28 protein-coding genes are annotated in these 24,380 nt (G+C 36.1%); 22 read left to right on the plus strand and 6 right to left on the minus strand.

Features of this window, described 5'->3' with window-relative positions:
• Nucleotides 1-81: 81 nt before the first annotated feature.
• The 4 genes from DRF60_RS13415 to DRF60_RS13430 form a co-directional block, all read right to left on the minus strand.
• The gene (locus DRF60_RS13415) at nt 82-444 is read right to left on the minus strand and encodes a hypothetical protein (RefSeq protein WP_116012536.1); all 363 of its coding nucleotides are present in this window, start codon (nt 442-444) and stop codon (nt 82-84) included.
• Nucleotides 441-632, minus strand: coding sequence for a hypothetical protein (locus tag DRF60_RS13420; RefSeq protein ID WP_116012537.1), 192 nt, complete (start codon nt 630-632; stop codon nt 441-443). Before DRF60_RS13420 ends, DRF60_RS13415 begins: the two co-directional genes overlap by 4 nt.
• Nucleotides 633-664: 32 nt before the next feature.
• A complete protein-coding gene (locus DRF60_RS13425; protein WP_116012538.1) occupies nt 665-1,981 on the minus strand; it encodes a dihydrolipoamide acetyltransferase family protein in 1,317 nt (438 codons plus the stop codon).
• Between the two features lie 63 nt (nt 1,982-2,044).
• Nucleotides 2,045-2,872: an SAM hydrolase/SAM-dependent halogenase family protein gene (locus DRF60_RS13430; protein ID WP_116012539.1), complete on the minus strand. Its 828-nt coding sequence runs from the start codon at nt 2,870-2,872 to the stop codon at nt 2,045-2,047.
• A 137-nt stretch (nt 2,873-3,009) separates the two neighbouring features.
• On the opposite strand from DRF60_RS13430, the gene DRF60_RS13435 reads away from it, so the two are divergent.
• The 6 genes from DRF60_RS13435 (at nt 3,010) to DRF60_RS21795 (ending at nt 7,626) form a co-directional block, all read left to right on the plus strand.
• Nucleotides 3,010-3,966, plus strand: a complete 957-nt coding sequence (locus DRF60_RS13435) for a PhoH family protein (protein ID WP_116012540.1) — start codon at nt 3,010-3,012, stop codon at nt 3,964-3,966.
• A gap of 176 nt (nt 3,967-4,142) precedes the next feature.
• Nucleotides 4,143-4,808 carry a porin family protein gene (locus DRF60_RS13440; RefSeq protein ID WP_116012541.1) on the plus strand — a complete coding sequence of 222 codons (666 nt, stop codon included), beginning with the start codon at nt 4,143-4,145 and terminating at the stop codon, nt 4,806-4,808.
• 143 nt (nt 4,809-4,951) lie between these two features.
• On the plus strand, nt 4,952-5,449 hold the full coding sequence (locus DRF60_RS13445) for a hypothetical protein (RefSeq protein WP_116012542.1): 498 nt from the start codon (nt 4,952-4,954) through the stop codon (nt 5,447-5,449).
• A 152-nt stretch (nt 5,450-5,601) separates the two neighbouring features.
• A complete protein-coding gene (locus DRF60_RS13450; RefSeq protein WP_116012543.1) occupies nt 5,602-6,273 on the plus strand; it encodes a hypothetical protein in 672 nt (223 codons plus the stop codon).
• A gap of 349 nt (nt 6,274-6,622) precedes the next feature.
• Nucleotides 6,623-7,279, plus strand: a complete 657-nt coding sequence (locus DRF60_RS13455) for an outer membrane beta-barrel protein (protein ID WP_116012544.1) — start codon at nt 6,623-6,625, stop codon at nt 7,277-7,279.
• A 218-nt stretch (nt 7,280-7,497) separates the two neighbouring features.
• Complete coding sequence (locus tag DRF60_RS21795) at nt 7,498-7,626, plus strand: hypothetical protein (protein ID WP_262510882.1); 129 nt, start codon at nt 7,498-7,500, stop codon at nt 7,624-7,626.
• 58 nt (nt 7,627-7,684) lie between these two features.
• Here DRF60_RS21795 and ffh read toward each other — a convergent pair whose 3' ends face one another.
• Together ffh and DRF60_RS21185 are read right to left on the minus strand one after the other, a co-directional pair.
• Nucleotides 7,685-9,046, minus strand: a complete 1,362-nt coding sequence (gene ffh / locus DRF60_RS13460) for a signal recognition particle protein (RefSeq protein WP_048504315.1) — start codon at nt 9,044-9,046, stop codon at nt 7,685-7,687.
• A 95-nt stretch (nt 9,047-9,141) separates the two neighbouring features.
• Nucleotides 9,142-9,399: a hypothetical protein gene (locus tag DRF60_RS21185; protein WP_157967967.1), complete on the minus strand. Its 258-nt coding sequence runs from the start codon at nt 9,397-9,399 to the stop codon at nt 9,142-9,144.
• A gap of 107 nt (nt 9,400-9,506) precedes the next feature.
• Between DRF60_RS21185 and atpB the strand changes: the two genes are divergently transcribed.
• The 16 genes from atpB to DRF60_RS13545 all read left to right on the plus strand — a co-directional run bounded on the left by atpB (nt 9,507) and on the right by DRF60_RS13545 (nt 24,322).
• The gene (gene atpB / locus DRF60_RS13470; RefSeq protein WP_116012546.1) at nt 9,507-10,634 is read left to right on the plus strand and encodes a F0F1 ATP synthase subunit A; all 1,128 of its coding nucleotides are present in this window, start codon (nt 9,507-9,509) and stop codon (nt 10,632-10,634) included.
• A gap of 50 nt (nt 10,635-10,684) precedes the next feature.
• Entirely contained in the window at nt 10,685-10,903 is a 219-nt protein-coding gene (locus DRF60_RS13475; protein WP_056031560.1) for an ATP synthase F0 subunit C, read from the plus strand.
• Nucleotides 10,904-11,004: 101 nt separating this feature from the next.
• Nucleotides 11,005-11,499, plus strand: a complete 495-nt coding sequence (locus DRF60_RS13480) for a F0F1 ATP synthase subunit B (protein ID WP_116012547.1) — start codon at nt 11,005-11,007, stop codon at nt 11,497-11,499.
• 2 nt (nt 11,500-11,501) lie between these two features.
• Nucleotides 11,502-12,041: an ATP synthase F1 subunit delta gene (gene atpH, locus DRF60_RS13485; protein ID WP_116012548.1), complete on the plus strand. Its 540-nt coding sequence runs from the start codon at nt 11,502-11,504 to the stop codon at nt 12,039-12,041.
• A gap of 18 nt (nt 12,042-12,059) precedes the next feature.
• A complete protein-coding gene (gene atpA, locus DRF60_RS13490) occupies nt 12,060-13,637 on the plus strand; it encodes a F0F1 ATP synthase subunit alpha (protein ID WP_116012549.1) in 1,578 nt (525 codons plus the stop codon).
• 73 nt (nt 13,638-13,710) lie between these two features.
• Nucleotides 13,711-14,577, plus strand: a complete 867-nt coding sequence (gene atpG, locus DRF60_RS13495) for an ATP synthase F1 subunit gamma (protein WP_116012550.1) — start codon at nt 13,711-13,713, stop codon at nt 14,575-14,577.
• A 102-nt stretch (nt 14,578-14,679) separates the two neighbouring features.
• A complete protein-coding gene (locus DRF60_RS13500; RefSeq protein WP_116012551.1) occupies nt 14,680-16,038 on the plus strand; it encodes a hemolysin family protein in 1,359 nt (452 codons plus the stop codon).
• A gap of 10 nt (nt 16,039-16,048) precedes the next feature.
• Complete coding sequence (locus DRF60_RS13505) at nt 16,049-16,354, plus strand: ATP-dependent Clp protease adaptor ClpS (RefSeq protein WP_116012552.1); 306 nt, start codon at nt 16,049-16,051, stop codon at nt 16,352-16,354.
• A gap of 134 nt (nt 16,355-16,488) precedes the next feature.
• Nucleotides 16,489-18,336: a T9SS type A sorting domain-containing protein gene (locus tag DRF60_RS13510; protein WP_116012553.1), complete on the plus strand. Its 1,848-nt coding sequence runs from the start codon at nt 16,489-16,491 to the stop codon at nt 18,334-18,336.
• Nucleotides 18,337-18,469: 133 nt separating this feature from the next.
• Nucleotides 18,470-19,084, plus strand: coding sequence for a uridine kinase (udk, locus tag DRF60_RS13515; RefSeq protein WP_116012554.1), 615 nt, complete (start codon nt 18,470-18,472; stop codon nt 19,082-19,084).
• Nucleotide 19,085: 1 nt separating this feature from the next.
• Nucleotides 19,086-19,442: an FtsB family cell division protein gene (locus DRF60_RS13520; protein ID WP_116012555.1), complete on the plus strand. Its 357-nt coding sequence runs from the start codon at nt 19,086-19,088 to the stop codon at nt 19,440-19,442.
• Between the two features lie 155 nt (nt 19,443-19,597).
• A complete protein-coding gene (locus DRF60_RS13525) occupies nt 19,598-20,758 on the plus strand; it encodes a methylmalonyl-CoA mutase family protein (RefSeq protein ID WP_116012556.1) in 1,161 nt (386 codons plus the stop codon).
• Nucleotides 20,758-21,198: a DinB family protein gene (locus DRF60_RS13530; protein ID WP_116012557.1), complete on the plus strand. Its 441-nt coding sequence runs from the start codon at nt 20,758-20,760 to the stop codon at nt 21,196-21,198. Before DRF60_RS13525 ends, DRF60_RS13530 begins: the two co-directional genes overlap by 1 nt.
• Entirely contained in the window at nt 21,199-22,365 is a 1,167-nt protein-coding gene (locus DRF60_RS13535) for a class I SAM-dependent methyltransferase (RefSeq protein ID WP_116012558.1), read from the plus strand. It begins immediately after the preceding gene.
• Nucleotides 22,366-22,502: 137 nt separating this feature from the next.
• Complete coding sequence (locus DRF60_RS13540) at nt 22,503-22,781, plus strand: hypothetical protein (RefSeq protein ID WP_116012559.1); 279 nt, start codon at nt 22,503-22,505, stop codon at nt 22,779-22,781.
• Nucleotides 22,782-22,942: 161 nt separating this feature from the next.
• A complete protein-coding gene (locus tag DRF60_RS13545; protein ID WP_116012560.1) occupies nt 22,943-24,322 on the plus strand; it encodes a dipeptidase in 1,380 nt (459 codons plus the stop codon).
• Nucleotides 24,323-24,380 lie beyond the last annotated feature (58 nt).

A 24,380-nucleotide genomic window follows, 5' to 3' on the forward strand; every position in this document is an offset into this window, starting at 1 on the left:
TAAAAAAAGTTCCCACAGATTTGAGAACAGAAAATCAAAAAAGCTTCCCAATAGGAAGCTTTTATATTGTATGCATAAGTATCAGGCGAATCCAAAAAGGAAAATACCGCTGATAAAATAAGTTAATACTAAAACAAGAATAAAAATAAGATTAGTATTCCTAAGGGTCAACTTTTTATTACAATGCAGAACCAACGCTTCAATGATAATAAAGAGAAGCCAGATTGCATGGAACAAGGCCATATATATAAGGAATGCAATTTCTTCCCAGACCCCTTTTCCTTCCATGATCGCTATAACAAAACAGATCGTTCCAAGAATAAAAACAGCAAGACGTGTGGTAATGTGTTTTTTAATATTCTGATCAGTTGGTTTACTGATTTTTTTATCCTTGTCTTTATCTTCCTGCTTAATCTCGAAAAGCTCTTTCAGTTCGGAATTCATCCTTTCTGCTTATTGTACAGGGTAACAAAGAAAGGTAATAAACCCATAAAAGCAATCAGGTTTAATATACCAAATAATCTAAATAAGTTCATCGAATAGAAATCGAAGAAACTCATAATAATCTGAACAAGATCAATAAGGATAATAGTTCCCAGCGAAATTATAGCAAGTAATGTTGGACTTTTCATGTACTTATTTAGATTATCGGTTTATTTTGTTTTTAAATTTCTGTATTCAGATCCCAGTTCTGAAGATAGTCGTGAACATGCTTCAGCATCATCCCTCCTAAAGATCCGTCTACCACTCTGTGGTCATAAGAGTGAGACATGAACATCAGCTGACGGATGGCAATTACATCACCGTCTTTAGTTTCAAGAACTGCGGGCTTTTTAACAATAGCACCAATAGCTAAAATAGCGACCTGAGGCTGAGGAATAATAGGTGTCCCCATAAGGTTTCCGAAACTTCCCACGTTAGAAATGGTATACGTTGCTCCCTGAGTATCTTCAGGTCTTAATTTTTTATTTCTCGCTCTGTAAGCCAAATCATTGATCGCTTTTGCCAAACCAGAAAGGGATAGCTGGTCAGCATTCTTAATAACAGGAACGATAAGGTTTCCATCCGGCAGGGCAGTAGCCATACCGATATTGATATTTTTCTTTTTAATGATATTTTCACCGTTGATAGAAACGTTGATCATCGGGAAATCCTGGATAGCTTTCACTACAGCTTTCACGAAAATCGGCATGAAAGTCAGTTTTTCTCCTTCACGTTTTTCAAAAATATCTTTATGTTTGTTTCTCCACTTTACAACGTTGGTAACGTCTGTTTCGATGAAAGAAGTAACATGTGGAGCAATTTGTTTTGCTTTTACCATATTTTCGGCAATGATCTTTCTCATTCTGTCCATTGGAATGATCTCGTCACCTGATGCTACAGGAACCGTAGAAACCGGTGCTGAAGCCGGAGCCTTTGGTGCTGCCGGAGTTGCTGTTTGTGCAGAAGCAGCCTGCTGAACCGGCTGGTTTCCTCTGTTGGAAACGTATGCTAATATATCTTCTTTTGTAATTCTTCCTTCTAAACCACTTCCCTTAATCGTTTTAAGCTCGGATTCAGAAATGTTTTCCTGCTGTGCGATTGATTTTACCAGTGGTGACAGGTAAAGGTCTCCTGAGAACTCTACATTGGAGGCTACAGCCTGTAAAGGCTCTTCAATGGCTTTCAATGTTTCTGTATCCGGAGCAGATGCCGGTGCTTCTGTTTTTACTTCTTCTGAAGCTGTACTCCCGCCTTCTCCTTCAATTTCTAAAATGGCAATGGCCTCACCAACTTTAGCAACCTCGTCCTTTTGTTTCAGGATTTTTACAATTTTCCCCGAAACTGGTGTCGGAACGTCTGAATCTACCTTATCTGTTGCAATTTCAACTACGGAATCATCCTCTTTTACATTATCACCTTCATTGAATAACCAAGTGATAATTGTCGCTTCCATAACACCTTCTCCCATGGAAGGAAGCAATAATTTGTATTCTGCCATTTTTAATTTTTAGATTTTGACAAATATATAAAAAAAATCGGTTTTTTTACGGAATATATAATTTTAGACAAATTCAACGTAGATATTCTCGCCTACATTGAGCCCAAACAGGCTTTTAGCCCCGTTTTTTTTGCTCCCTTTATAGATCGTAAGCTCCAGAAGTTGACTATCATTGAAGATCGCTGCCGACTGTCCATGGAATTCTGTTTCCCTTTCCCAGTCGGAAACTACTTCCGTATGACTGGAATATACCCTTGAAAGTGTTAAATTTCTGAATTTTATAGTAAAACCTTCATTGCCTTTACCGGTACTTTCAAAAAAGTCTTTACTGATATTTGATATTATATTTCCGAAATTATCAATATAAGTTACTTCCCCAATGATCATTTTTTCAGATTCATTGAAGACGGGTTTCGGGAAAAGAAGTTCTTTGGCCGAATCTATTTTCCGTCCTATTACTTCTGGAAGTCCGCCGTTTGCCAGATGTACTGCTGCAGGCACAAAAACATCTGTGGAAGTGAAGTTTACCACATCATCGAAGCGGTTGTTCAGAGTGATCTCGTATATCGCTTCCGGTTTTATATCAAAAAAGACGAGGCTTAAAAGCCCGTTGTCTGCGGCTAAAAAGTAGGAGCCGTCTGCCTTATACAGGATGTTTTTCCTTGATCTGTTGTAAAAACTGTCTACAGAAAGAATATGGATGGTTCCTTTAGGAAAATATTTGTAGGCGTTGCGTACGATGTAGGATGTCTGTATAAGGTTAAAAGCCTGGATGTCGTGGGTTATATCAACAATATTAACCTTAGAATTTAAAGACAGAATTTTGCCTTTCACAGCAGCAACTCTGTAATCTAAATTTCCGAAATCCGAAGTAAGGGTAATAATTGACATGAATCGTTGATAGAATAAATAGTGTTTCCTGCAAAGTTATTTAAAATAAAAAGAAAGCCCCAAAAGATTGTAGAAAGAATTGATCTAAATTTGAAAAAAAGCTTTAATTTTAAAATCTAATAAAAATAAAATACTGCATGTTTGAATTAACATATGATTTGGAAGACATCGATGTAAAGACCTTCTATGGCGTTAATAACCAATATTTCAACTTATTAAAATCAAGCTTTCCTACGCTTAAGATCACCGGAAGAGATCATTTTATCTTCGCAATGGGCAATCAGGAGGCTTTAGATATACTCAGACAAAAACTGGATGATATTGTAAAATTTATCTCTGAAAACAATTCTATCGCTTTAAAAGATGTTGAGAATGTACTAAATATCAAGGACGAAAATGAAAAACAGCTGATTTTTGATCAGGATATTATTGTAAAGGGAGTCAACGGTAAGATCATCAAAGCTAAAACCACCAATCTTAAGAAGCTGGTAAAAGAAACCGAGAAAAAAGATATGGTTTTTGCCATAGGGCCTGCGGGAACCGGAAAAACGTATACCAGTGTGGCGTTGGCTGCAAGGGCTTTGAGAGATAAGGAAGTAAAAAGAATTGTCCTGACGAGACCTGCTGTAGAAGCGGGCGAGAGTCTTGGATTTTTGCCGGGAGATCTTAAAGAAAAGCTGGATCCGTATTTGCAGCCTTTATATGATGCGCTTAGAGATATGATCCCTCATGAAAAGTTGGAAGGTTTTATAGAGAAGAAGGTCATTGAAGTTGCTCCGTTAGCCTTTATGAGAGGGCGTACGCTGGATGATGCCTTTGTAATCCTGGATGAAGCCCAGAACACAACCCATGCCCAAATGAAAATGTTCCTGACAAGAATGGGAATGAATGCTAAGTTCATCATCACCGGAGATCCAAGTCAGATCGATTTACCGCCGAAACAACAATCCGGACTGAAGGAAGCTATGAGAATTCTTAAAGATGTTAAAGAAATAGGTTTTGTACACCTTACGGAAGAAGATGTTGTAAGACATCCGGTGGTAAGAAAGATCATTTTAGCCTATAATGAGGAAGATAAAAGACTGAAGGATTAAGATTATTGTCTTATTATAACTTATAATTCCTTGTTAAGTTAGTATGTGAACCAGAATAAAATTGAAATTTTAGCAGTTCAGTGTACGGAATCATGGTTTTGTGATAATTATTCTTAGTATTATTTGGTAATTTGAAAAAAAGAATTAGTTTTGTGGCCGAATACTAAAAAATAATCATGAGAAAATTTTTACTTATTGCAGCAGCGTCTGTAGTTAGCGCTAATTTAAGCGCTCAGGAAACAAGATTCGGTGCTAAAGCCGGTTACTCACTTTCAACTTTAAAGTTTAAAGATGGTGGAGAATCTGAAAATACAGATCCTTCACACACTTTCTATGCAGGTGCTTTAGTAGAGCACAAACTAAGTGATAAATTTGCTCTTCAGGGAGAGGTTTTATATTCACCATTGGGAGGTAAGATCAATGAAAGGGTAGAGGACGAGGATGATGCGGGTACATTCTTTAACATTAAAAATAAAACTACTTTTGGAACGATTTTAATCCCGGTTTCTGCTAAATATTTTATTACTGAAGGTTTATCAGTTTCTGCAGGTGCAAATTTCGGACTTATCATTTCTGCAAAAACGAAAACCGTAGCTGACCTTGGATTAGGAATGATTCCTGGATTTGAAATCTCTGCAGATGATGAAAGAGACATTAAAGATCAGACGAATACTTTAAATATTGCTCCTTTCTTAGGTGCTGAATATGCATTGGAAAACGGATTGTTCTTTGACGCCAGATACAACATGGGAGTTTCTAACTTAGCTAAGGATTCCGGAGATGGAAAACTGACAAACAGCTTCTTCCAGGTAGGCGTTGGTTTTAAATTCGGAGGAAACTAATTCTTTATAACTAAATACAAAAGCATAAGTGGGACAGAATTTTGTCCCGCTTTTTTATTGTTATCATGAATGAATATCATTAATTTTATTTTAACAATAAAAATAATTAGTAATTTTGCAGCATCAATCAAACTATTTAAAAAATGAAAAAACTATTTTTACTAGGTGCCTTTGCGCTGCTAGGCGGTGCTGCGCAGGCGCAGGAAGGCTTTAAGTTAGGAGGTCACATTGGTATTCCGGTAGGTGATGCAGGTGATGCTTCTTCATTTACATTAGGAGTGGATGCCGCTTATATGTGGAATATTACAAAAGGTCTTGATCTTGGAGTTGCCACAGGATATTCACATTTCTTTGGAAAAGATAACTTTGATGATTTCGGATTTATTCCTGTAGCAGTTTCCGGTAAATATAAATTCTCAGGGGCTCCTATCTTTGTAGGGTTGGATCTTGGATACGGAATTTCTACAAAAGATGGAGTAGACGGTGGTTTCTATGCTCAGCCTAAATTTGGATATCAGATGTCTAAAGGTGAGCTTTATTTAGGCTACCAGACGATCAGCAACAAGCGTGATTACGGATGGTATACAGCCAACTGGAATGTAGGTGCCATTAATATTGGGTACAACTTCTTCATCAAATAAAGATCTTAAAATAACACACTAGACTCCGGCTTTAAACCGGAGTTTTTTGTTTTATATTATCACTTATTGGTGATAAATGTCATGCTTTTATTTTTTATTATCCTGAAACAGTGATATATTTTTGCAGCTTAATAACCTAAATTTTTTAAAATATGAGAAAGCTTAAAGCTCTACTGGCTATGTCTGTCCTTTTATCTTCATTGTCATGTCAATCGGATCAATTGAATGAAGACTTAGCGACTAATGAAAATAAAGAAGTGAAAGTTGCCTATAAAATTGATAGTAAAACTACCACAATAACTTATAATAAAAGTGAGGTGGTAAAAGATGATCAGTTCTACAGCCTTAAGAATTATCTTGAAAGCACAACAACATATGACTATTTGCAGTTCGCTGGAAGTCAAGAAGTGCAACTGAGCACTAAACTAGCACAGAAACCTGCAGCCAAAGGTGTTATATCAAGGATCTGTAGCGGCTGGTATAAGTTGTATGATAAAGACGGAAACTTATTATTGGAAAGACATCTGTCAGAAGGTTCTGAATATATGGATGATATAGGTTTTATTAATAATGAAAATCTGGCACTTAAAAACACACACTTTATACAGGCTTCGAATTGTTTGCTGTATCTTTCGGGAGCAAAATATGAAGGTTTTCCGCGCAATAAATGGACTATTGATATCAACGTTAACCAACTAATTGATTCCCGTCAGAAAACAGGCATGTATTTCCTTGTTACCACACCGTTCCCTACCGGAAACTTTGTGACGGCAGGAGCTCTATATAGTATAAAAGGGACTTATCATTGCTATGTTTCTGCATAACAAGAACGTATAAATAATAGAAAATGCTGCTTTGAACCCATTAAAGCAGCATTTTAATTTAATTTTAACAAGTAATGGCTTAAACATTAACATTTTAAGTCGTTTCAACCATAAGTGTTATTGATTTTCATCTAACTGATAAATTTAAAAGTTAATCATATCATACTCTAGCTAAGAAATTATAATTTTTTTATTCATAATATTGTGAAAAAATCAACATAGTATTGTTATTAAGTTTTATTCCTATAAAAAGCTAATATTGATCAATGATATTAATCACGTTAACAAATTTTAATATTAGCGGGAGCCACTGTAAATTTGCCTTCAGAAAGTATTAAAATTTTTTAAAATGAAAAAATTATTATTAGCGAGTGCTGTTGCACTTTTCGGTTTATCTAATGCACAGATTGCAAAAGGAACTGCATATTTATCAGGTTCTGTTGGTTATTCTCAAGTAGAAAGCGATAATGGTAACTACAAAAAAGAAAACTTCAACGTATTACCTACAGTTGGATATTTCGTAGGAACAAACTTAGCAGTTGGAGTTGGAGTTGGATACCAAACTGAAAAAACTACTGTAACATCTACTACTACTTTGCCAGGTGCAACAGTTGTAAGCGAGGATATCACTAAGAAACCAGCTTTTGTTGTTGCTCCTTTCGTAAGAAAATACTGGACTTTATCTGACAAATTATTTATTTTCGGACAATTGGCAGTGCCAATGCAGTTTGGAAAAACTGAAACAGAAAACAATTCAGTAGTTACTACAGGAAGCTCTACATCTACAACTTCACTTTCAACTGAAGCTAAATATACTCAAGTTGGTGTTACTGTGAAACCAGGTTTAGATTATTTCTTAAACAAGAACTGGTCTATTGAAGCTACAATCGGAGAGTTTGGTTACAGCAACTATAAGCCAAAAAATGGTGATGCTACTAACAATTATAACTTCGGGTTAAATTTATCTTCTGTAACTTTCGGAGTTAAATATGTATTTGCTAAGTAATTAACAAAGCATTTGTAAACATAGAAGCCCTAATTTATTTTAGGGCTTTTTTATTTTTAGAGCTTTTGAATAAAATAATCTTGAAAAAATTTATTGGTTCAACTCTTGCTTTTTTTTGCAGGGATGAATTCACAGACAAGATTTGGTGTGAAAGCTGGTTGTGCTTTATCAAAATTGAATTCTAATGAGAATGATGTTGGGTTTGGTGGAATTACAATGTGTACAAAGAATTATTTGTAGATGCCTGTTACAGTTTCGGACTGATCAATATGATCAAGGATCCCGTAAATGACGAAAAAATGAAAATGAATTTCTTCCAGTTAGGATTGGGATACAAATTCAAATAAAAACAAAAACTCTCAGAATTTCTGAGAGTTTTTTTATGTCTTATTGTTTTAAGCTGGGTTATTTCCCCATCATTCCGCCCATTCCCGGCATATTCGGCATTTTGCTCATCATCTGCATCATCTGTTTCCCCTGAGGTCCCTGCATCATCTTCATCATTTTACCCATCTGCTCGAACTGCTTCATCAGTTGGTTCACATCTTCAATTTTTCTTCCCGCGCCTTTTGCGATTCTCTGTTTTCTCTGTGTATTGATGATAGATGGTCTTCTTCTTTCGTCAGGTGTCATAGAGTAAATGATCGCTTCAATATGTTTGAAAGCATCATCACTGATCTCCACATCTTTGATCGCTTTTCCAACCCCTGGAATCATTCCCATAAGATCTTTCATGTTACCCATCTTCTTGATCTGGTTGATCTGCTTAAGGAAATCGTCAAATCCGAATTCATTTTTAGCGATCTTTTTATGAAGTTTTTTAGCTTCTTCCTCGTCAAACTGCTCCTGAGCTCTTTCCACTAAGGAAACAACGTCTCCCATTCCCAAGATCCTGTCTGCCATCCTTTCCGGATAGAAAAGGTCTAAAGCTTCCATTTTCTCACCGGTAGAGATGAATTTGATTGGTTTTTCAACTACAGAACGGATCGTCAAAGCAGCACCACCTCTCGTATCACCGTCTAATTTGGTAAGAACAACACCGTCAAAGTTCAGCGCATCGTTGAATGCCTTAGCTGTATTTACAGCATCCTGACCGGTCATGGAATCTACTACGAATAACGTTTCCTGAGGTTTGATGAAATAATGTACAGATTTGATCTCGTTCATCATCTGCTCATCAATCGCAAGACGTCCCGCGGTATCGACGATCACTACATCATGACCGTTTGCTTTTGCAAAATTAATTGCATTTTCAGCAATGGTAGATGGATTGGTAGAACCTTCTTCTGTAAATACAGGAACCCCGATCTGACCACCCAATACTTTAAGCTGGTCAATTGCCGCAGGACGGTAAACGTCACAGGCAACCAATAAAGGTTTTTTAGTTCTTTTTGTTTTTAAGTAATTAGCCAGTTTTCCGGAGAAAGTAGTCTTACCCGAACCCTGAAGACCTGCAATAAGGATTACGGTTGGTTTTCCTGAAAGATTGATTCCTTCCTGAGAACCTCCCATCAGATCCACTAATTCGTCATGAACGATCTTCGTCATCAGCTGTCCCGGTGTAAGGGAAGTAAGAACGTTCTGTCCTAAAGCTTTATCCTGAACTCTTTTGGTAAGATCTTTTGCAACTTTATAGTTAACATCGGCATCTACCAGCGCTCTACGGATTTCCTTTACGGTTTCCGCCACGTTGATTTCTGTGATTTTCCCGCGTCCGGAAATATTATGTAGAGCCTTGTCTAATTTATCCTGTAAACTATTAAACATATGTATTGTAAATTATAGGTTTGCAAAAATAAGGAATTTTTGACAATATATATTATATAAGGTATTGAGATTTGTTTTGTTTCTAAATTATAATTCTATTTTTGTAAAATGAATTTTTGGGATAGTTTTATTATTATGTTTTTAGTAGCATTTTTAAATGTTGTTTTATATATAATATTTAAAAGATATTTGTACGGTAAGCCTGATGCAGGAATGAAGTTTCTTACAATGAATATTGGTAAAGATGTTTTTTGGCTTATTACTTCTTTAATAATAATTGATAAAACAAGAGAAAATTTTCTCTTTATGATCATTTGCTTTGTTATTGGTTCATTCCTTATATATTTATCCATAATAAAACTCATTAACAAGTCTTGATTTTTTTGATGATAAAAATCAATTTTTAATATTGGTAAAGTTTAATAAAATCGATATATTTGCACACGATTAAAAAAGAGATATGAACAGAAAAATTTCTTCATTATTTTTCGCATTTTTATTTGTGTTTATTAGTGGTTTTGCTACTGCACAACATGAAACTGATGGTGAAAAGTCAGCTGAAAAAGTAGAACACAAAGAAGCGGAAGATGGCTTCAATGCAACCAAAATGATCATGGAGCACATTGGTGATTCAAATGAATGGCATTTATGGACTACAAAAGATGATAGTGGTGAAGAACATCATGTTTCCATCCCTTTGCCTGTTATTATTAAGGATAATGAAGGATGGCACACTTTTCTTTCTAGTAGCATAGCTCACGGACATGAACATGATGGGTATACTTTAGAGCATGGACAGGTAGTTTCTACTAAAGGAATAGAAAAAGCAACGTTATTTTCAATTATCAGTGGAAAACAAAAATCAAGTGAAGTATTTTTTGATCTTTCAATTACTAAAAATGCAGCTTCAATGTTATTGTCGGTAATTTTTATGGCAATTATATTCATAGGAATGGCAAGGAACTATAAGAAGTCTCAATTACCAAGAGGAGCTGGGAAATTATTAGAGCCAGTAATTGTGTTTATAAGAGATGAAGTGGCTATTCCAAACATCGGATCTGTTAAATATAAAAGATATATGCCTTATTTATTAACTGCATTCTTCTTTATTTGGTTTAACAACTTATTTGGATTAATTCCTTTCTTTCCTTTTGGAGCAAACCTTACAGGTAATATTGCAATCACCGCGGTTTTAGCCATCATTACATTATTAATTACATTATTCAGTGCAAATAAAGATTATTGGAAACACATCTTTATGCCACCAGTTCCTATCTTATTGTATCCTATCATGGTTCCAATCGAGATTATTGGAATCTTTACAAAGCCTTTTGCTTTGATGATGCGACTTTTTGCTAACGTTACAGCGGGACACATTATGATTTTGGCGATTATTTCATTGATCTTCATTTTCAAATCTCCGTTTTTAGGATTTGCATCTGTACCATTAGCATTATTTGTTTCCGTATTGGAATTATTAGTAGCAGCATTGCAAGCATATATCTTCACTGTATTATCAGCTCTATTTATTGGTATTGCAGTTGCAGAACACGATCATGAGCATGGTCACGAAGAACATGCACACTAATTAAAAAGAAAAATATTAAAATAATTTTTAACTAATATAATTTATTTATTATGGACATGTCAACTGGAGCAGGTTTAGTTTACGTAGGTATCGGTTTAGCAGTACTAGGTGTAGGTCTAGGTATCGGTAAAATCGGAGGTCACGCAATGGATGCTATCGCTAGACAGCCAGAGCAGGCTGGTAAGATTCAAGGAGCAATGCTTATTGCTGCTGGTCTTATTGAAGGTGCTGGTCTTATTGCGATTATCTTTGGTGCTTTCATCAAGTAATCTATCCTCAAAAAAACATTCTTAGCAGTGAAGCGGTTGGCTGCTGCTAAGAATTTTAAAAAACAATCCATAAAATAACACTTAAAAAAGAATTTACAGATATGGGAATTATTGAACCTGGAATTGGACTTTTGTTTTGGATGACCCTTACTTTTGTTATCCTATTGTTTCTTCTTGCTAAATACGCTTGGAAACCAATTGTTAATGCAGTAAATGACAGAGAAACTTCTATCGTTGATGCATTAAACCAAGCTAAATTGGCTAAAAAAGAAATGGAAGAACTTAAAGCTGATAACGAAAGAATTATTCGTGAAGCTAAAGTCGAAAGAGATGCTATCCTTAAAGAAGCCAGAGAAATTAAAGATAGAATCGTAGGGGAGGCTAAAGATGCTGCTAAAAATGAAGGAGATAAAATGATTGAAGCGGCTAAGCAGACCATTCAGGCTGAGAAAAATGCTGCTATGGCAGACATCAAAACTCAAATCGGTGCTTTATCTGTAAACATCGCTGAATCTATCCTTAAGCAGAAGTTGGATACCAACGAAGCTCAAAACGAATTAGTTCAAAATTATTTAAACAAATCTAACCTTAACTAAGAATGCTTACATCTAAAGTAGCTAAAAGATACGCACAGGGACTGCTTGATTTCACGAATGAAACAGGTCAGACAGCTGCTGTATTTTCTGAAATGAAAGATGTAAAGAAGATCATGTCTCAATCTGCAGATTTGAATAAATTCTTCCTTACACCTTACATTGATGCAAAAAAGAAAATAGAGGTAGCAGACCAGATCTTTAAAGATTTTTCAGTTTCTTCACAGAACCTGATCAGATTAGTGATCAAGCACGGACGTGAGAACCAGCTGAAAAATATCGCACAGGAGTTCATCAACAAAGTAGAGGATGTCAGCGGAGTACAGAGAATAACTCTTACTACAGCCACTCAGCTTTCTAAAGAGAACCTTGATCAGATCCTAAGATCTACCAGTCTTGTAAAAGAAGGGTCAAACTTTGATCTCAATTTAAATGTTAAGCCCGATATCTTAGGAGGCTATATTTTAAGAGTAGGTGATCAGCAGATAGACGCGTCTGTAAAGACAAAACTTAATCAGGTTAAAAAAGATTTTCAATTAAATTAAAGAAAAAACAACCATACAATGGCAGAAATAAATCCGGCAGAAGTATCTGCGATCTTAAAACAGCAATTGGCCAACTTCGACACTCAATCCAACGTTGAGGAAGTAGGTACAGTTTTAACCATCGGTGATGGTATTGCTCGTGTATACGGGTTAGAAAACGTACAATACGGAGAGTTGGTGAAATTTTCTAGTGATGTAGAAGGTATTGTACTTAACCTTGAAGAAGACAACGTAGGTGTTGCTCTGCTTGGGGAAAGTAAATTAGTAAGAGAAGGAGATACAGTAAGAAGAACAAACAGAATCTCTTCTATTAAAGTAGGAGAAGGCATGTTAGGAAGAGTAGTAGATACTCTTGGTAACCCGATCGATGGTAAAGGTCCTATTACTGGGGATTTATACGAAATGCCATTGGAAAGAAAAGCGCCTGGAGTTATCTTCAGGCAGCCGGTAACTGAGCCTTTACAGACAGGTATCGTTGCGATTGACTCTATGATCCCTGTAGGAAGAGGTCAGAGAGAGCTTATCATTGGTGACAGACAGACTGGTAAAACTACTGTTGCGATCGATACGATCATCAATCAGAAAGAATTCTATGATGCAGGTAAGCCTGTATACTGTATATATGTTGCTATCGGTCAGAAAGCTTCTACTGTAGCACAAATCGTTAAAACTCTTTCTGACAAAGGAGCTTTAGCATATACTGTAATCGTTGCGGCTAACGCTTCCGATCCGGTTCCAATGCAGGTATATTCTGCTATGGCTGGAGCATCTATCGGTGAGTTCTTCAGAGATACTGGTAGACCGGCATTGATCGTTTATGATGATTTATCTAAACAAGCGGTTGCTTACCGTGAGCTTTCTCTACTATTGAGAAGACCACCGGGCCGTGAAGCTTATCCTGGAGACGTTTTCTATCTTCACTCAAGACTATTGGAAAGAGCAGCAAAAGTTATTGCTGATGACCAAATCGCTAGTCAGATGAACGATTTGCCTGAGTCTTTAAGACCAATCGTAAAAGGAGGTGGTTCATTAACTGCACTTCCAATTATCGAAACTCAGGCTGGTGACGTTTCTGCATATATTCCAACGAACGTAATCTCTATTACAGACGGGCAGATCTTCCTGGAGTCTGATCTATTCAACTCAGGAGTTCGTCCTGCAATCAACGTAGGGATCTCTGTATCGAGAGTAGGAGGTAATGCTCAGATCAAATCAATGAAAAAAGTATCTGGTACTCTTAAATTAGACCAGGCTCAATATAAAGAACTCGAAGCGTTCGCTAAGTTCGGTTCTGACCTTGATGCTTCTACTTTAGCGGTAATCTCTAAAGGAGAAAGAAACGTTGAGATCCTTAAGCAGCCGGTAAACTCTCCACTTCCTGTAGACAGCCAGGTGGCTATGATCTATGCTGGTACTGAGAACTTATTAAGAAACGTTCCTATTAGAAAAGTAAAAGAATTCCAGATTGAATATATCGAATTCCTAAGATCTAAGCACCCTGACACAATGGCGGCTATTAAAGCAGGTAAAATCGACAACGATATTACCAACGTTCTTAAGCAGGCAGCTAATGATTTAGCTTCTAAATATAACTAAAATCTTCATTGTTTAAGGTTTAGAATCTGTTTTAAACCTTAAACTTTAGACCATAAACTTTGAACCCAAATTAATGGCAAACTTAAAAGAAATACGAGGTAGAATTACGTCAATTTCATCTACGATGCAGATTACACGTGCTATGAAAATGGTTTCCGCAGCGAAGCTTAAAAAAGCACAGGATGCAATCGTAATGTTAAGACCTTATTCTGAAAAGCTGCAGGAACTTATCCAGAATGTAAATTCTAGCTCTGATCCTGATCAGGTTTCTGTCTATGCTCAAAAAAGAGAAGTGAAAAGGATTCTTTTCATCGCTGTTACTTCAAACAGAGGTCTTGCAGGAGCTTTCAACTCATCTATTGTGAAAGAGCTTAACAACCAGTTCAAAGAGAAATCTCAATACGACGTTGAAGTTCTTACCATCGGTAAAAAAGCTTATGATGCTGTTAGAAGAACTCGTGCAGTATATTCCAATGAAAGTGCTGTTTTTGACAACTTAAACTTTGATACAGTATCTCACGTTACTGAAGGAGTAATGAACAGCTTTAGAGAAGGTAAATTTGACGAAGTTTATTTGATTTACAATAAATTCGTTAATGCTGCTACCCAGGAAGTAACCGCTGAGCAGCTTCTTCCTATTTCTATGGCCGAAAAAGCTGAAGAAACCCAGGTAGAAACAGATTATATCTTTGAGCCAAACAGAAATGAAATTCTTGACAATTTGATCCCTAAAGCGATCAAAACCCAGGTTTTCAAAGCGGTTTTAGATTCAGTTGCCTCTGAGCATGGAGCGAGAATGACGGCTATGCACAAAGCTACGGATAACGCCCAGGCTTTAAAGAACGATCTTGTGATCTTCTACAACAAAGCGAGACAAGCTGCCATTACAAACGAAATCTTGGAAATCGTTTCAGGAGCAGAAGCTTTGAAAAATTCATAAGAGTTATTTTAACATAATATTAAAGCATCGATATTGTCGATGCTTTTTTTGTTATTTATATTTTATCTATCTTTGTAAACTAAAATATTATACAACTTCTAAATGGACTCGGATATAGTCAGGCTTTTGCTAGCCTTATTTCTTGTATTACTAAATGGCTTTTTCGTAGCCGCAGAATTCTCAATTGTTAAGGTTCGTTATTCACAGATCCAGTTAAAAGCAGCCGAAGGTAACTCTATGGCAAAACAGGCAGAGCATATTATCAAGCATCTTGATGAATACCTGTCTGCTACACAGCTCGGTATTACCCTGGCATCTCTTGCATTGGGTTGGGTAGGGGAAAGTGCCCTACATCACGTAGTTGAAAGTGTTTTCCACTCTTTGAATGTGGAACTTACCCAGACCACAATTACCACAATTTCAGTAGTCACAAGCTTTGTATTAATTACAGTGATGCATATTGTATTTGGTGAGCTTATCCCGAAATCTATTGCAATTAGAAAATCGGAAGCAACCACAATGGCTACAGCAGTTCCATTAAGAATTTTTTACACGGTTTTCAAACCATTTATCTGGTTGATGAACCTAATGTCAAATACATTTCTAAGATTAATTAAGATTCATCCGGCTTCCGAACAGGAAATTCACTCCACTGAGGAGCTTCAGCTTTTGGTAAAACAGAGCGCTGACAGCGGTGAGATTGAAGAAGAGAACTATGAGATCATCAAGAATGCATTTGATTTTACAGATCATTCTGCCAAGCAGATCATGGTACCAAGACAGAATATCACGTCTATTGATTTTGAAGAAGATATTAATGAAATTATCAACAAGATCATGGATAGCGGTTATTCCCGTATTCCTGTGTATCTTGATTCCATAGATAATGTGATCGGGATTTTTTATACCAAAGAGATCATCAGGGAATTTGTAAAGAGAAAAGGAGACCTTAATCATGAAGATCTTAAAGATCTTATGCGTGATGCATTTTTTGTGGTAGGAAGCAAAAAAATTTCTGATCTCCTGAAGATTTTCCAGCAAAAAAAACAGCACCTTGCAATAGTTATTGATGAGTTTGGAGGAACTGAAGGTATTATCACTTTAGAAGATATTCTGGAAGAACTTGTGGGGGAAATTCAGGATGAAGAAGACGATGAAGATAAGCTTGTAGATAAAATAGGGGATAATATTTATTGGGTTCAGGCCACACAGCCGCTGGACGAAATTAATGAACATTTACCTAAAAAACTGCCTCTTTCCGAAGAAAGTGAATACAACTCATTGGCAGGATTTATTCTGCACGAACTCGAAGATATTCCTGAAGAAAATGATGAGTTTGACTTGGAAAATTATCATTTCAAGATTCTGAAAATGAATAATAAGAGCGTGGAGCTCGTAGAATTAGTATATAAAGGGCCGAACATTCTTAATGATCTGGCTGATAAAATAGGAGAAGTTTAAAAAGGTAGAAATGATTTTTTATAACAGCATAAAAGATTACGAAAATCCAAAACGACAGTATGAAGAAGAAGTGCTGGTTTTGGATGACACAGATGAAGTATATAAACTGGTTCTCCATAATGATGATATTCACACATTTGATTATGTGATAGACTGCCTGATTGAGATCTGCAAACATACCCTGGAGCAGGCAGAACAATGTACAATGCTTGTACATTACAAAGGCAAATGCACAGTAAAAACAGGATCTATGGATCTTCTTAAACCCATGCACGAAAAACTTATTTCAAGAGAATTAACAAGCGAAATAGTATAAACGGAACTCTGCCATCTGGCAGAGTTTCTTATTAAAAGCATATTTTTTAAAAAAAAATATACACTTATTGGTGAAAAATTTCACTGAATTTATTTATATTAGCAAGTAAGACACAACATTTTAAATATAAATAAATGAACCAAAAAATTATTTCGCTGGTTCTTGGCGGTATATTATGCTGTTCAGCATTAAACGCTCAGGAATCATCTTTTGAAGCTCCTGCTAAAAACTGGATCAAAGAAAACTCAAGAAATTTAGGAATCCCGGAATTTAGCGGATTAACATTAAGTTCGGTACGCAAAAGCAATACAGGTGAAACTCTTCGCTTTCAACAAATGGTAAAAAACGTTCCTGTTTTTCAGTCCGAAATTGTAGTCCATTTCAACAAATCCGGTAAAATAAGCTATACAGGTACAGAAAGTTTGAAGAAGAATCTGAAAGATATCCATACAGTCCCTTCCATTTCTGCTTCTGATGCTTTTAAAAAGGCTATAGTTGCCTCCAAGGCACAAGGTGAGATTATCTATCAGGAAAATAAATTGTTCGTCTATGTTACAGAAGAAGGAGATACTAAACTGGTCTACAGGGCTGTAATCAATCCTTATGAGAACTCCGGAAGCTGGGAAACCATTGTTGATGCCAAAACAGGTGAAGTTATAAGCATTAAGGATATTTCTGTATACCATCACAGACACAATGATGATTCTCATACCCCTAAAAAGAAAAAAGAACCTAAGAGAGAAAAGATAATAAGTTTTAAGGCTTCAGGTTCGGGATATGTGTTTGATCCGGATCCTTTATCTAAAACAGGATCAGCTTATGGAGGTAATTTTGCAGATAATAATGATGTTACCAACACAAATCTGGATAATGCAAGGACATTGGTAACCCTATCCGATATAGAATTTGCCAATAATGTTTATAAATTAAAAAATGCTTATGTGGAAATAAGAAATATAAGCGCACCTAATACAACTCTTTTTACGCAGGCTACCAACCAGTTTTTATTCAACAGAAGTGAGTCGGGTTTTGAAGCAGTAAATGTCTTCTGGCATATAGACAAGAGCATGAGGTATATTAATGAAACATTAGGAATTACCTGTAGGCCGGCTACCAATGCCGGGGCGGTTCTTTATGATCCACATGGCTTGAGCGGATCCGATAACTCTAGGTATACCACTTCTGGAACACTGGAATTCGGCCAGGGTGGAGTAGATGATGGTGAAGATGCAGATGTGATTCTTCATGAACTGGGACATGGAATTCATCATTGGCTGTCCGGAGGGGTCTCCAATGCAGATGGCTTGAGCGAAGGTTGCGGCGACTATTGGGCACAGTCTTACAGCAGAAGCTTAAACCAATGGTCTTCATCTGATCCCGAATACAACTGGGTGTTCAGTTGGGATGGACATAATCCTTTCTGGGATGGCAGAATAACCAATACTACAATGACATATCCGGGATCCGGATCTTATTACAGTAAAGCTCAGATTTGGTCTGCAGCGCTGATGAGAATTTATAACAGAATAGGAAAAGAGAAAACAGACAGAGCCTTCTTGGAAGGGCTGGGTTTAACGACTTCAACGACGAATCAGCAAAATGCGGCGATTGCCGTAAGACAGGCCGGCATTGATATGCTGGGGCAGTTCGGATTCAATTGTAATGATATTACTGCTATGACAGAGGAATTTACAGCTGCAGGATATGTACTTCCTGAATTTAGCTGTACACTGGCTACCAAAGAAACAGTTAAAGAAACTCCCGTGTCAGTATATCCAAATCCGGTTTCTGATGTTCTGATCGTTTTATTGAAAGGAAACAAAGAAGAAAAAGCCGAAATTTATAATATGGAAGGCAGGAAAGTAATGGAAACGACGATAGGAAATAACAATAACAGAATTGATGTCTCAAATCTTCCGGCTGGAAATTATATTCTGACTGTAAAAGAAATTGAACTATCTGCAAAATTCATTAAAAAATAAAAAACTTAAATAAATCTTTAAATCCGGTGTTTAGACATCGGATTTTTTTGTTATGCCAAATTCTGTAAGGATTGTTTTATTTGCATTCATCTAAAATAGTATATTTGTACCAACTATAAAGAAACAAAAAAGAATGCTTGTAATAGGAATTGCCGGAGGAACAGGATCCGGCAAAACTACAGTTGTTGATAAGATACTGCAACAGCTTGATATTGAAGGAATGAATATCCTTTCTCAGGATAATTATTATCATGACAACCCGAATCTGACACTGACCGAGAGAGAGGCACTCAATTATGATCATCCAAAGTCAATAGATTTCGATTTAATGATAAAACATGTAAAAGCTTTAAAAAATAATGAGTCTATAGAACAGCCTATTTACAGCTTTGTTACCCATTCCCGAACCGGCGACCACGTCACTGTAGAACCTAAAAATGTATTGGTAGTAGAAGGTATTCTGGTACTTACAAACAAAGAACTGCTGAAAGAATTTGATTTAAAAGTATTCGTTCATGCAGATTCTGACGAAAGGCTGATCAGGAGGATCAGACGCGACACTCAGGAAAGAGGAAGAGACTTAGGAGAAGTCCTTCACCGTTACCAGACCACACTGAAGCCAATGCATCAGGAATTCATAGAACCATCGAAGAATGAAGCCGATTTGATCATTCCGAATATGAGGCAGAATTCCGTAGCGATTGATTTTTTAACTACTGTTATTAAAAATTCGTTGAGAAAACATTAAAATGGAAGAAAATAAACTTATTAAAGATATTCAGCCGAAATCTGAAACATTCAAAATTATCCAGAAATATGTTCTGAATAAATATACCATTACGATCTGTATGTTTCTGGTATGGATGATTTTCTTTGATAAAACCTCTTTCCTTGTTATTAATGAACTGAACGGTGAAATCAGCCGATATGAAGACCAGCTGGAATATTATAAAAAAGAGTACGAAAAAAACGATACTTTTTATAAAAAGCTGATGAATAATAAGTCGGAAAAAGAAAAATACGCGAGAGAAAATTATTTCATGAAAAAACCGGATGAAGAAATCTTCATTTTGGTAGTAGACAGTGCAAATAGCGCTAAAAAATAAGAATTTGAAATGTGAATAGTCAATTGTAAACTTAACCATTGACTTGCGAAGCAAAATTCACCATTCACAATGAAAAATTATAACTGAAATAGTGAATTGTCAATGGTTAATAGTCAATTTTTCCAAATTCACCATTCACCCATAATAAACAGCCAATGTCAGCAGATATACTTCCAAACTGGGAAAATTTAGTAAAAAAACAGCTTAAAACAGAAGACATTTATTCCATCCTAAATAAAGAAAATCTGGAAGGAATTGATGTGAAACCTTTTTACAGTGAAGTTCCGAAACCATTGGCAAACTTGCCGAAAGTTGAAGAAAATACTCATTTGGTAGCAAGATATCACGAAAGTCTGGAAGAAGATGTATTTGCGTTTATTTTAGACCACAACGTAGAAAATCTTGAACAGAAAACAATCTTTGTCAATAATAAAAATCTTGCCGGCCATATTAGTCCAAAAGATGAAGATCAGTATTTTTCACTGATTGATGTGTTTAATGAAAAGGAAGGCATTATTGATGATCAGCTGGCCAAAGAACTTTTGTCAAAAGATTTTAGAAGAAACATCTGTGTTGATATTTCACTTCATCAAAATGCCGGAGCGGCAATTTACCATCAGTTGGGAATTGCACTGGCAAAGACAAATGAACTTGCTGAAGTTTATGGCTCTGAAATTCTGAAAAAACTGATTTTCAGAATAGCCGTCGGAGGAAATTATTTTTTCGAAATGGCTAAGCTGAGAGCCTTTAAAATAGTTTTTAACCAAATTTCCAAAGAATATGGTTTAGATGAAACACCTTATATTTTTGCAGAAACCTCTTTAAGGAATAAAGCTGTTGCAGACAGTGAAAATAACCTGATCCGTTCAACATTGGAGTTGGCTTCTGCAATGATTGCAGGGGCAGATGCGGTGTTCAGTAACAACTATCTTGTAAACAGAAGTACCGATAACTCCGAAGAAATTTCCTTTAAGCAGCAGATTGTTCTCGCTTATGAAAGCATCATTAATGTATTTGAAGACGCTTCAAATGGAAGCTATTATGTAGAAGACATTACCCGCCAGATTGCAGAAAAATCATGGGCACTGTTCGTTGAAATAGAAGAAGCAGGCGGCTATCTTGAGCTTTTAAAGCAGGGAATTATTCAGAAAAAGATCTATAGCCACGCTGTTGAAGAGCAAAAATGGGTGGAAGAAGGTAAAATAAAGTTGATAGGAGTCAATTTATATCCTAAATTAGACGTTAAAAGATCTATAGCTGATCTTTACAGCGAAAAAGAAATAAAAGCCGTACGTTGGGCTGAAATGTTTGAGTAATGAAAGAAAAACTGATTGACCTTTTTGAATACACCCATCATTTTAACAAAGAAATGATAAAATATATTTCAGAAAACAAGCCGAAAGTTGATGAAAAAACAATCAGCCTGATCAATCATACATTGAATGCCCAACAGATCTGGAATTCAAGAATATCGGGTGAAAAATCATTTGAAGTCTGGCAAGTCAATCCTTTTGAGTCCCTTCACGAAATTAATCAGCAGAACTTTCTTAAAAGTATTGATATCATCCAAAAATCTGATCTGGATCAAAGAGTGGAATATCAAAATTCAAGAGGAACAAAATTTGAAAACAGTATTTTTGAAATGCTTTTTCATGCCATAAACCATTCAACCTATCATCGGGGCCAGATCAATTCCCTTCTAAAGCAAAGCAGTATTGATCCGTTACTGACAGATTATATTTTTTATAAAAGATAAATGTTATCTGAGAAATCTGTGGGAAATAAAATAGTAAACCAATACATTCAAAACTACATCAATGTAAATCTAAATTCGGATTTGCACGCACTATTATTAAAAAAATCCCCCTTTCCGGACGTTTCCATGCAGGAAATTGTTCAGCAGATCAAAGGAAAACAGACAGCCCAAAAGAAATTCCCTTTTCTGCTGAAAGACGGAATTATATTCCCGCCTCAGCTTAATTTGGAACAATCGTCTTCAGAGAAAACCGCGCTTTATAAATCACAGATTCTGAAAGGGAATAAATTCATTGATCTGACCAGCGGTTTTGGAATTGATGCCTATTATCTGTCCCAAAATTTTGAAGAAGTTATTTTAGTAGAACAAAATGCTGAATTATTGAATATTGTAGAACACAATTGGGGAATTTTAAACCGGAAAGCTACATTCATCAACCAAAATCTGGAGGATTTTTTGAACATCAATAAAGAGTATTTCGATGTCATCTATTTAGATCCTGCAAGAAGAGACCAGAACAAAAATAAAGTCTTTCTGCTAGAAGATCTTTCACCTGATATTCTTCAAATCAAGGAAAATCTGCTTATGGCAGCTGATCAGGTGGTTATAAAATTGTCACCGTTAATAGATTTGAAATATCTGGCCTCAGCCTTACCTGATATTTTCAGGATTGAAATTATAGCGGTAAAAAATGATGTCAAGGAAGCAGTCATTTTTCTGTCCAATGAAAATAGAGAAGAGATAAAGGTTAATTGTATTAATCTGGAAAGTGAAGAATCTTCTTTTTTATTTAAATTCGGAGAGGAAGAAAGTGCCCAGGCAGAATATTCTGAGCCTGAAAAATTCATATATATTCCCAATAACAGTATTTTGAAAGCAGGTGTTTTTAATTTGGTTTCAGAGAGATTCGGGCTTAAAAAACTTCATCCCAATACCCATATTTATACTTCAGTTCAAAAGATCAATGATTTTCCCGGCAGAGTTTTAGAAGTGCAAACTATTGAATCTAAGCAGATTAAAAAGAAAGAGCAGTTCAATATCATTTCGAAAAATTATCCTTTAAAACCAGAAGATATCAAAAAGAAATATGGTATAAAAGACGGTGGTGAGCACTATCTTATTTTTACACAATCCAAAAAAGGTAAAATTATTTTAAAATCAGTATAAAAATGTTGCCGAAAAAAGCAGGATTTCTTACTTTTGGGCAATCAAAAATTTAAGAATGAAATCGTTTGCTGCTAAAATAATTATAATCAGCTAAAATAATGCGATTCCATATGACATTTAAAAAATAAATTTTACATATGAAAAAATTAATTATATGTTTAGCTGTTGCAACGGTAGCCGTAAGCTGTAAAAAGATCCAGGCAGGAGGAAACAAAAATACTTTGAAACTGGAAGAAGGAGTAGAAAGATATTCTGACGATGTGCAGGGCGGAGGTGAAGCACACAGTCATGAAGCTGCTGCAGGGCACCAAGAAACGGCTCCTGCTGAAAAGCATGAAGCTGTAGCTCCTAAAACAGACAGTACTACTGCTGTAAAGCCTGCTGAAGCTGAGAAAGCTCCAAAAGCCGAACACTAATTATTAGTACATGATATAAAAAAATGTCCTGCCGAAATGCAGGACATTTTTTGTGCAAAAGTCTACAGGCTATTGACAAATAGCAGTTCTTCGGAAAATTATCTGTTTTTGTTTGCTGCTGCAGACCAATTTCTTTATTTTTAACGAAACAAATTTTTAAAATGCAAGAGACATTAAATTACATTAACGAAAACAAACAGCGTTTCGTGGATGAATTATTTGAGTTATTGAGAATTCCTTCTATTTCTGCAGATCCGGCGTATAAAAATGATGTATTGAAATGTGCGGATGTTGTTGCAGAATATCTTAAAAATGCAGGAGCTGACAATGTAGAAGTATGTAAAACCAACGGATATCCCATTGTTTTCGGAGAAAAACTTTTAGAGAAAAATCTGCCAACAGTATTGGTATACGGACATTATGATGTTCAGCCGGCAGATCCATTAGAGCTTTGGACAAAACCACCTTTCGAACCTTATATTGAAAAAACAGAACTTCACCCGGAAGGAGCAATCTTTGCAAGAGGTTCAGCGGATGATAAAGGACAGTTTTTCATGCATGTAAAAGCTTTTGAAGCCATGATGAAGACCAATACACTGCCTTGTAACGTGAAATTTATCTTAGAAGGTGAAGAAGAAGTAGGATCTGTAAGCTTAGGAGATTTCGTTAATGAAAACAAAGAAAAGTTATCTTGCGACTGTATTTTGATTTCCGATACTCATATTTACAGCAACGAACAGCCAACTGTTACAACTGGTTTAAGAGGTTTAAGCTATGTGGAAGTTGAAGTGGAAGGACCCAACAGAGACCTTCATTCAGGGTTGTACGGTGGAGCAGTTCCAAACCCGATTCATGTGCTTTCCAGAATGATTGCTAAACTGATTGATGAAGACGGACATATTACCATCGACGGATTCTATGACAATGTAGAAACCGTATCAGATGCTGAAAGAGCAGATATGAACAAACTGAAGGATAGTCCGGAAGAATTCAAGAAATCTATCGGACTCAATGGAGTGGAAGGTGAAAAGAGCTATACAACGCTTGAAAGAACCTCTATCCGTCCTACCTTAGACTGTAACGGTATTTGGGGGGGATATACAGGAGAAGGAGCAAAAACAGTAATTCCTTCCAAAGCTTCTGCTAAAATTTCAATGCGTTTGGTTCCTTATCAGACTCCTGAAGAGATCACGGAAAAATTCACAAAATATTTTGAAAAAATTGCTCCTGAGAATGTTAAAGTAAAAGTAACACCTCACCACGGAGGAATGCCATATGTTTTACCAAGTGATACTAAAGAGTTTTTAGCGGCTAAGCAGGCTATGGAAACTGCATTTGGTAAAGAAGTTCTTCCTTACAGAAGTGGAGGCAGTATTCCGATCACGGCAATGTTTGAAAAAGTATTGGGCGCTAAGTCCGTGCTAATGGGCTTTGGGCTGGATTCAGATGCAATTCACTCACCGAATGAACATTACGGGCTGTTTAATTTCTATAAAGGAATTGAAAGTATTCCGCTGTTCTTCGAGAACTATTCAAAATAATTAAATATTTTATAATCATATTCAGTAAAGCGTTTCAAAATCGGAGCGCTTTACTTTT

This window comes from Chryseobacterium elymi (genome assembly GCF_003385495.1).
Classification (GTDB): Bacteria; Bacteroidota; Bacteroidia; order Flavobacteriales; family Weeksellaceae; genus Chryseobacterium; species Chryseobacterium elymi.

What these genes read in the sequence shown, in the direction of transcription:
- DRF60_RS13415 (WP_116012536.1), bottom strand. Translation starts at nt 444, where the DNA reads ATGAATTCCGAACTGAAAGAGCTTTTCGAGATTAAGCAGGAAGATAAA.
- DRF60_RS13420 (WP_116012537.1), bottom strand. Translation starts at nt 632, where the DNA reads ATGAAAAGTCCAACATTACTTGCTATAATTTCGCTGGGAACTATTATC.
- DRF60_RS13425 (WP_116012538.1), bottom strand. Translation starts at nt 1,981, where the DNA reads ATGGCAGAATACAAATTATTGCTTCCTTCCATGGGAGAAGGTGTTATG.
- DRF60_RS13430 (WP_116012539.1), bottom strand. Translation starts at nt 2,872, where the DNA reads ATGTCAATTATTACCCTTACTTCGGATTTCGGAAATTTAGATTACAGA.
- DRF60_RS13435 (WP_116012540.1), top strand. Translation starts at nt 3,010, where the DNA reads ATGTTTGAATTAACATATGATTTGGAAGACATCGATGTAAAGACCTTC.
- DRF60_RS13440 (WP_116012541.1), top strand. Translation starts at nt 4,143, where the DNA reads ATGAGAAAATTTTTACTTATTGCAGCAGCGTCTGTAGTTAGCGCTAAT.
- DRF60_RS13445 (WP_116012542.1), top strand. Translation starts at nt 4,952, where the DNA reads ATGAAAAAACTATTTTTACTAGGTGCCTTTGCGCTGCTAGGCGGTGCT.
- DRF60_RS13450 (WP_116012543.1), top strand. Translation starts at nt 5,602, where the DNA reads ATGAGAAAGCTTAAAGCTCTACTGGCTATGTCTGTCCTTTTATCTTCA.
- DRF60_RS13455 (WP_116012544.1), top strand. Translation starts at nt 6,623, where the DNA reads ATGAAAAAATTATTATTAGCGAGTGCTGTTGCACTTTTCGGTTTATCT.
- ffh (WP_048504315.1), bottom strand. Translation starts at nt 9,046, where the DNA reads ATGTTTAATAGTTTACAGGATAAATTAGACAAGGCTCTACATAATATT.
- DRF60_RS21185 (WP_157967967.1), bottom strand. Translation starts at nt 9,399, where the DNA reads ATGGATAAATATATAAGGAATGAACCAATAACAAAGCAAATGATCATA.
- atpB (WP_116012546.1), top strand. Translation starts at nt 9,507, where the DNA reads ATGAACAGAAAAATTTCTTCATTATTTTTCGCATTTTTATTTGTGTTT.
- DRF60_RS13475 (WP_056031560.1), top strand. Translation starts at nt 10,685, where the DNA reads ATGGACATGTCAACTGGAGCAGGTTTAGTTTACGTAGGTATCGGTTTA.
- DRF60_RS13480 (WP_116012547.1), top strand. Translation starts at nt 11,005, where the DNA reads ATGGGAATTATTGAACCTGGAATTGGACTTTTGTTTTGGATGACCCTT.
- atpH (WP_116012548.1), top strand. Translation starts at nt 11,502, where the DNA reads ATGCTTACATCTAAAGTAGCTAAAAGATACGCACAGGGACTGCTTGAT.
- atpA (WP_116012549.1), top strand. Translation starts at nt 12,060, where the DNA reads ATGGCAGAAATAAATCCGGCAGAAGTATCTGCGATCTTAAAACAGCAA.
- atpG (WP_116012550.1), top strand. Translation starts at nt 13,711, where the DNA reads ATGGCAAACTTAAAAGAAATACGAGGTAGAATTACGTCAATTTCATCT.
- DRF60_RS13500 (WP_116012551.1), top strand. Translation starts at nt 14,680, where the DNA reads ATGGACTCGGATATAGTCAGGCTTTTGCTAGCCTTATTTCTTGTATTA.
- DRF60_RS13505 (WP_116012552.1), top strand. Translation starts at nt 16,049, where the DNA reads ATGATTTTTTATAACAGCATAAAAGATTACGAAAATCCAAAACGACAG.
- DRF60_RS13510 (WP_116012553.1), top strand. Translation starts at nt 16,489, where the DNA reads ATGAACCAAAAAATTATTTCGCTGGTTCTTGGCGGTATATTATGCTGT.
- udk (WP_116012554.1), top strand. Translation starts at nt 18,470, where the DNA reads ATGCTTGTAATAGGAATTGCCGGAGGAACAGGATCCGGCAAAACTACA.
- DRF60_RS13520 (WP_116012555.1), top strand. Translation starts at nt 19,086, where the DNA reads ATGGAAGAAAATAAACTTATTAAAGATATTCAGCCGAAATCTGAAACA.
- DRF60_RS13525 (WP_116012556.1), top strand. Translation starts at nt 19,598, where the DNA reads ATGTCAGCAGATATACTTCCAAACTGGGAAAATTTAGTAAAAAAACAG.
- DRF60_RS13530 (WP_116012557.1), top strand. Translation starts at nt 20,758, where the DNA reads ATGAAAGAAAAACTGATTGACCTTTTTGAATACACCCATCATTTTAAC.
- DRF60_RS13535 (WP_116012558.1), top strand. Translation starts at nt 21,199, where the DNA reads ATGTTATCTGAGAAATCTGTGGGAAATAAAATAGTAAACCAATACATT.
- DRF60_RS13540 (WP_116012559.1), top strand. Translation starts at nt 22,503, where the DNA reads ATGAAAAAATTAATTATATGTTTAGCTGTTGCAACGGTAGCCGTAAGC.
- DRF60_RS13545 (WP_116012560.1), top strand. Translation starts at nt 22,943, where the DNA reads ATGCAAGAGACATTAAATTACATTAACGAAAACAAACAGCGTTTCGTG.